General features: G+C 42.8%; 5 protein-coding genes. All 5 read right to left on the bottom strand.

Features of this window, described 5'->3' with window-relative positions:
- Positions 1–89: 89 nt before the first annotated feature.
- Positions 90–728 (bottom strand): hypothetical protein, encoded by a 639-nt coding sequence (locus tag H6G79_RS32690; RefSeq protein ID WP_190595065.1) that lies wholly within the window; start codon positions 726–728, stop codon positions 90–92.
- Entirely contained in the window at positions 725–1,954 is a 1,230-nt protein-coding gene (locus tag H6G79_RS32685) for a hypothetical protein (protein WP_190595066.1), read from the bottom strand. The genes H6G79_RS32690 and H6G79_RS32685 overlap by 4 nt, the downstream gene beginning before the upstream one ends.
- Positions 1,955–2,170: 216 nt before the next feature.
- The gene (locus tag H6G79_RS32680; protein ID WP_190595067.1) at positions 2,171–3,358 is read right to left on the bottom strand and encodes a WD40 repeat domain-containing protein; all 1,188 of its coding nucleotides are present in this window, start codon (positions 3,356–3,358) and stop codon (positions 2,171–2,173) included.
- Between the two features lie 86 nt (positions 3,359–3,444).
- Positions 3,445–5,490, bottom strand: a complete 2,046-nt coding sequence (locus tag H6G79_RS36475; RefSeq protein ID WP_199338590.1) for an NB-ARC domain-containing protein — start codon at positions 5,488–5,490, stop codon at positions 3,445–3,447.
- 129 nt (positions 5,491–5,619) lie between these two features.
- Positions 5,620–7,026, bottom strand: coding sequence for a hypothetical protein (locus H6G79_RS32665; RefSeq protein WP_206758809.1), 1,407 nt, complete (start codon positions 7,024–7,026; stop codon positions 5,620–5,622).
- Positions 7,027–7,040 lie beyond the last annotated feature (14 nt).

Genomic DNA, 7,040 nt, shown 5'->3' with positions numbered 1-7,040 from the left:
TGGGTCGAGGAACTGGTCGGTTCTATTCGCAATAAGCAAGCATATTATCAGCGAGGTTTAAGGGCTATGGAGCTTATACAGCAAGCACTTTAGGGAGCTTGTCGCCCCTTGAAATCATTAACACCAAGAGGTTGAGTAATCCGGGCGAGGTTTTCTAATGGATTAACTCCTGGTACTATTGGCGAGTAATAGTGCCAGTTATCGCTACCCGACAGCACACCAGCTTTCAAGCTTGGCAACAGTCCGCCTAAAACGACTGATGACTTACCACTGCCAGAAGAACCGACCACGGCTAATAGACGGTTTTCTTTAAGGTGATTAACCAGTTTCTCTAAAAGACGTTGGCGACCGTAGAAAAGGCTTGACTTTTCCTCTCGAAATGCTTCCAACCCCAAGTAAGGGCATAGCGTGTCATCCAGTTCTGGAGCTAATGTTGGATCAAATTCAGCTAATGTAGCATCAGGTGGTTCGTGTCCAGCACGGTACAATATGGCCGTCCAGTAATCTAATAAACTTTGGCTGGCCCATCGGTCTTCGTCAGTATCGAGTAGCGCACCAGTAGCTCGCCCTTGACAAATAAATGTTTCTATCTCTTTTAGCAACTCAGATGTACTACCACTTTCACGATGGCGTTTCAGGAGTTCACTGTGAGCAGCTCGTAGAGATGCCAACGAAGCAAAGCTGCTTACGGTATTGTCAGAGGTAAGAGAAATACTAAATTCACTCATTCAATCAACCTCAGCACAGATACTAATGGTTCACCAACTATCCGCAAATTCCCGCACAATCGCTTCAGATCCATATCAACTCGAAAGAAGCGATCGCCTGCACGTCGGCGGTAGCTTCGGAAGTATCGTTTGACTTTAACTGGATTTTTTGATGCGATCGCACTATCCAAATTCTCACTATCTTGCTGAAACATTAACGCCCATTCGTCTATGCTGCTGCTGTAGAGTGATTCTGCCATTGCTTTCAGATCAGGCCAAGACAGTTCAAGTTCAAAAATATCTTGTTCAATATTGGCTTCAATCCGGCGTAATTCTAAATCGAGTTCTTGCCAGTCGTTGTGACTGTGAACGAGAATAGTTAAGCTATGTTCTAGGCTGGCCAGAGCCTCAACACCGTCATTGAATTGGCTGGCTTTGTCTGCATCAAGTTCACAATGTGTTAAATTGTCTCGCACGCAAGTTAGTGCTTTCACCAGAGCAGGTAGCCTTAAGACCCGTGCTGCGATATTCAGACTAGTATTAATTCGTGAAGGTTGGATGGCCAGCACTCGGTTGATGAGCCATACAGCCCTTTTGATCTGTCTTGTGTCAAGGTTTTCAATCCCACCGTGTAACTCTTCAGTAGCTTGCACAAGGTCTTTGAGCCAAAGAAGTTCGTTTTTAGCTAGGGTTCCCCGAAGCGCGATTTCTTGTATGTCAGTGACAATTTGCTGAAGTGTTAGCTGATGATCCATGAGGATGTCTAAGGCTGTTTCATCATCTGGAAATCGTTTTGCCTCCTGAACAATACCGCCATAGCATTGGAACTCCAGCGTATGTAACAAGTCATGCAAATCTTTGTAATTGACTAAAACATCGATTTGTTCGCACACAGCTTGAAAATCGGTGCGGAAAGCAAAGACAGCAGCACGCACTTGAGGTACTGCCATTAATTCAGTCAACGCATATAAGCCGCTACGAACAGATTGGCTGTTGTGTCCAAACTTAACTGCTTGCAGTTCGTCTTGGATAATTTTTCTAATTGTTTCAGCATCTGCCCCCTTATAAATGCGATCGCCAATTTGAATATCCTGTCCTTCCCCAACGTTGACACTATATTTGCCTAGCTGTAGCAGACTTTGGCGATCGCTTGAACTCAGTAACCGACGTAAAGCAGCTAAGTCTTTTTCATCGTGCTTATCACTACCAATGTCATCAAGGATATTGTTTAGCTCATTAGAACTCATTGTCGTTGGGGTTGGTATGGACTAGCTAGTCAGAAAAGCTTAGGATAATCGGCACTTGCAGCATTAAGTTAATATCCTTCTCAACTTAACTTGCGTTGAGAATCTGGTCAAGAATGTGACTTGGATGCAGATAATTAGCCAAAGTATTACTGAGTTAAAAATATTTGAGACTTAAGTCTTCTAACTATTGCACAAATATAGTAAAATACAATTTATTTAAGAATACCTGCGCCAAACTTTGATGTTACCGCCTTCGCTACCAGTAACAAAATTTTGGCTATCTGAACTAATAGCAAGACAATTGATTGAGCTTAGATGAACTTCTAGGAGTGTGTGCAGTAGTTCTTGTGTGTCTAAATCCCAAAATTTGATTACGCCGCCTTCACTACCACTGATGAGAGTGCGTCCATCGGGATAAATTGCCAGACATTTTACTGGGGTTTTTCCTCTGTCTAGTGTGTGGAGTAATTCTATTTTTTTAGCAGAATTTATAGTCCAGATTTTAATGTTTTTATCGGAACTACCAGTAATAAATGTTGGAGAATTAGGAATAAATGTTACTGTATTGATTGAACTTTCATGAGCTTGTGCAAGGGAATAAATTAATTTTCCTGTTGTTAAGTTCCACGTTTTAATTGTGCCTGCCTCACTAGCAGTTACCAGTGTTTGTTTATCTGGGCTAATGCTAATTGCTTTGATGGGGGTTTTTCCTGCGCTTAAGTTGTGAATTATATTTTTAGTAAATAAATCTATTACCTTCAGTGTTCTATCAGAGCCACAGGTAACAACAGTTTGACAATTAGGATTGATGGCAACACAGTTAATTGCGCCTTTATGGAATTTTGTGGGGTTGCCAGCTAATTCTCTAGTTGGTAAGTTCCAAGTTCTCAATGTGCCTCCCTGACTACCAGCTATAATAGTCTTGCCATCTGTACTAATAGCTAGGGATGTAATAGCACTTTGGCTGGGGGGAGAACTGTAGAGTAATTGCAGAGTTCTCAAGTCCCAAAGCTTGAGTGTTTTGTCATTGCTGCCACTTACCAATGTTTGCCCATTGAGACTAATTGCTAAAGCTTTGATTGCACCTAGATGACCTTTGAAGGTGTGCAAGTATTTCCATTTTTGCAATGATTTATCTGCTCCTCGGCGGGGAAGTGCAAATTCTTCTAATACAGCTTGAATAATTGTTTTAATAGTGTCTGCATCAGTACCTTGGTAAATCTTATCACCAATGTGGATATCGCCTTGCCCTTCTCCAATGTTGACGTTGTATTTGCCTAACTGCACTACATTTTCGCTACTACTGGGAGTTAGTGATTGGCGTAAACTTGCAAGGTCGGCTTCTGTGAAATTGCCTGCTAGGATGTTGTCAATAATAGCAAGGGGGTCATTCGGGCTAGTCATTACCAGTATCTCCCATTTTGGGTTTTTATTTTTCTAGTTCAACCTTTCCCAGCGTAGGAAATGCAACCGCCCTGATTCTTCACCTGCTACAAATTTAACGCCATCAGATGAGGCGGCACAGCACCTAATAGCACTGTCACCAGTCCAGGTGTGCAGCAACTGCCAGAGTTTAAATCCCACAGGCGCAGGGTATTGTCATGGGATGCGGAAACAGCCCGCCCCCCGTCTGGGGTGATGGCTACGGCAATGACCGAATCTTCATGCCCCTCTAGGGTGTGCAGACAACTGCCAGAGTTTAAATCCCACAGGCGCAGGGTATTGTCATGGGATGCGGAAACAGCCCGCCCCCCGTCTGGGGTGATGGCTACGGCAATGACCGAATCTTCATGCCCTTGGAGGGTGCAACGTAAAAGTCCGCCTGCCTGATGCAAACTCGGAGTCAATGGACGTAACCAGCTAGTTTGCCCTGTATGCTCTAGCATGGTTTTGATCCCCGGCATTTCCTGACTCATCAATCGACCATATAATTGGCTCCAAAATTGTTCAGGGTCTTTTGCTATGGCCTTAAGACTCAGTAAAATTGCCTGCTGCACTAAACGTAATTCTTCATCTTTTGGGAATATATCAAAATCAGCAATTAAAGAAGTGACATTAGTTGCTGACAACTTGGCTTGCAACCAGTTAAATTCTAGCAATAGTTGCCGAAATTCATCTCGGCGGTTGGCTTGCAGCAAATGGTAGCCCAACTGCTCAAAAAAGTACCCATCCTTGGGGCCTGTTGCCCAGCCATCGCCACATTTGCCTTGATAAGCTTCCAGCAGTTGCTCATGTAACGCTGGTAGGTCGTTGACTTGCTTTCGCACATAATCAAGCTGGAGGTCATGGAGGGTTAGGCGACCTGATTGATCTTGCTGCGCCAGTGAACGATTCACCAGTGTTGTAACAATTTCATCTCCATCTAATTCATCCAATCCTTCCGGTTCCCAGAATGTCTGCAAAACTGCTACCGGAATGGGAGTATCTTCGGGAAATACAGCAAAATTTAAGTATCGTTCTTTTATCTCTGGCTCTAAAGCATCGACGCTTACCTGAATTGCCCGCAGCAAGTCAGGATAAGGATAATCCGGGAATTGCTGCTTAATTTTTTCTAAGTCAGCATTCTTTAATCGTTTTAGCAACCCTCCCCAGAGATTGGGCTTACCTTTAGCCATTGCTCCCACCATCGCCAGAGCCAGAGGTAAATTCTTACACTCCTCTGCTACCGCCTTAGCCTCACTCGGAAGAGTTTTTACTGCTTGCTCTGAAGCCTGTGCTAATAATTCTAGTGCTTGCTCATTGGTCAACAAGCCCAACGGATAATTTTGCTTTTGTGAACTCAGCTTTTGAATGATTTCGGCATTACGAGTAGTAATAAGTATATGGCTAGTCTGACCCAAACCTGTAAACGCCTCAGCGTGTTTGAGATCCCAAACATCATCCAAAATCAACAGACAAGCTTTGTCTCTGAGCAAATTACCCAAGAAAATCTTGCCTTCCTGAACATCCTTAAATTGTGTTGGCTCTCCTGTTAACGCCCCTACAATCGAAGCTTGCAGATTGATCAAAGTAGGTGTTTGACCAAGTGTTACCCAGACTATTCCATGATAAAATCGTCGCCTTACTTCTTCATCCCGTGCTAGTTCTGCGGCTAACACCGACTTACCCAGTCCGCCCATTCCCTGCACACCAGCCATCTGGTTTGATTCATCCACCACTAATGCTTTTAATAAGTTAACTTCCTTTGGACGAGGTAAAAAGCTGAGTGGTCGCTGTGGTACGGTAGCACTCAACTCACCCAACCCATCCGCACCCGTGAGGTTAGTGGGAGGCTTCTGATTTGGCTGCGGTAGAACTTCCTGTAAAACTTTCTTCAGTGTTTCAGCATCTGTACCTTGATAAATGCGATCGCCTAGATGAACATCTCCCCCAGTTATTTGCCCAATGTTGGTGTTGAACTTGCCTGTTTGGGTTACTGATTGTACTACACCGTCAGCTATTTTTAGCGATCGCCGCAGCTGCTCAATATCTGCCTCAGTCTGATTACCCTTCAGGATGCGGTCAAGAATCTCACTGAGATGATCGTGATTAGCCACAGTATTTTTGCTACCTAGTTACTGAGTTAGAAATATTTTAGTCTTTTTCCGTCTTTATTAGCTAATTTGCGCCAAAAGACAAAAATTAACCCATAAATTGGTAATACTATGTAATTGCTGCTGATAGCACTATGAGCTTGATTCATCCGCTTTACGGGCTACCTGTGTCACTACATTGCGAGTAGCTTCTGCACCAAAACCCAACGCTAACAAGGCAAAATAATCACCCCAACCATTAGCTCCAAAGGTGGGCTTAGTCCAATACAACTGGTTAAAACCGCTACCCGCCAGCACAGTAAAGGAAATCAGATAACTAGAGAGATAAAACAGTTTCAAACGCCCATTAGCAGTTTGCCATAAGCTGGCGATCGCCTTCCCTGTGTTGTTAAAAAACGGCACTTGTGAAGATTCATTTTCGGAGACTGAAGGAGCTTGAATCACCATACCTGCTTCAGAACCACCATCAATACTTTTTTCTACATCAAAAACCTGAATTTCTAACACCCTTACTTTTTCAATGCTGGTATTAATTTCAGATTGTAAAGTCTGTATCTCAGTTTCTTGAGCAGGCAATAGCGTATGCAATTTCTGCTTTAATTCAGATGCTTTATCTTCCCATTCATAGCGTTGGTTAATATCTTCTAACCCTGCTGTTAAGTTTTTTAGTTTTTCTAGCTGCGTTTTTAGCTGAATATAAGTATTAATTTGTTGAGATATTTTATCTAGGGCTTGTTGCAGTTCATTTGCTGTTGAAAGAACAGGAGCATTTTGTAAAACTTGTTCTAAATCGCGCTCTATAACTTGAATATAGAGACCGGCTGTATCTTCTTTGAGGTCATCTTGATCAAGGCGTTGGCGGAGTTTGTCATAATAGCGAAACAAAATCTGCCAATCAGGGCGTTGCTTGATCCATTTATGCCAAACTTCCTTGGCATTATTAATTGCTGCTTGCGCCTCAACAATTTGTTTAGCATCGCGTGCTTGTTTGGCAATACTAAGATAGATATCAGCCCGTGACCAAAATGCTCGTGCTTCAACCTGATCCGCAGCAATTTGAGTACGCAAATTCTCTATATTAACTGTCACTTCATCACTTAACTTCCCTTGACTACTGTAAGCAGAAACCGCCATACCAATGAAGATTCCCAACACTAATACAGTCAGAGGAAATGGCCAAGGATCTTTGAGTCTGACAATCACAGGAATGGTTTTTTCACCAGCCTCATAGGTTAATACTATTTCACCTGTAAATTCTCCACTGGAAGAATTATGCAAATCAAACTGGATTGGTAAACTAATCAGTTCTTGAGGATTAATTTGAGTAGGTGGTGAAGTGAGTTTAATTGCCTGCGCTGGTAAAACCGAGCTATTATCAGCACTCAATAAATCAGAAGTAACTACTTTTAAAGGATTTATTTTCTCGTTATTCCGCAGTGTAATCATGCGGGTGATACTGTCTCCCTTTGTTGCATTGACTGTAATTGTTTTAGGGTTAGTTATAACCTCTGCTTGAGCCAAAGCTGGAAATTCCATCAAAAGAACTAATGATA

This window comes from Anabaena sp. FACHB-83 (assembly GCF_014697485.1).
Taxonomy (GTDB): domain Bacteria; phylum Cyanobacteriota; class Cyanobacteriia; order Cyanobacteriales; family Nostocaceae; genus Nostoc_B.
Note: the sequence above shows the minus strand (reverse complement) of the source record. Positions and strands in the feature narration are given on the sequence as shown.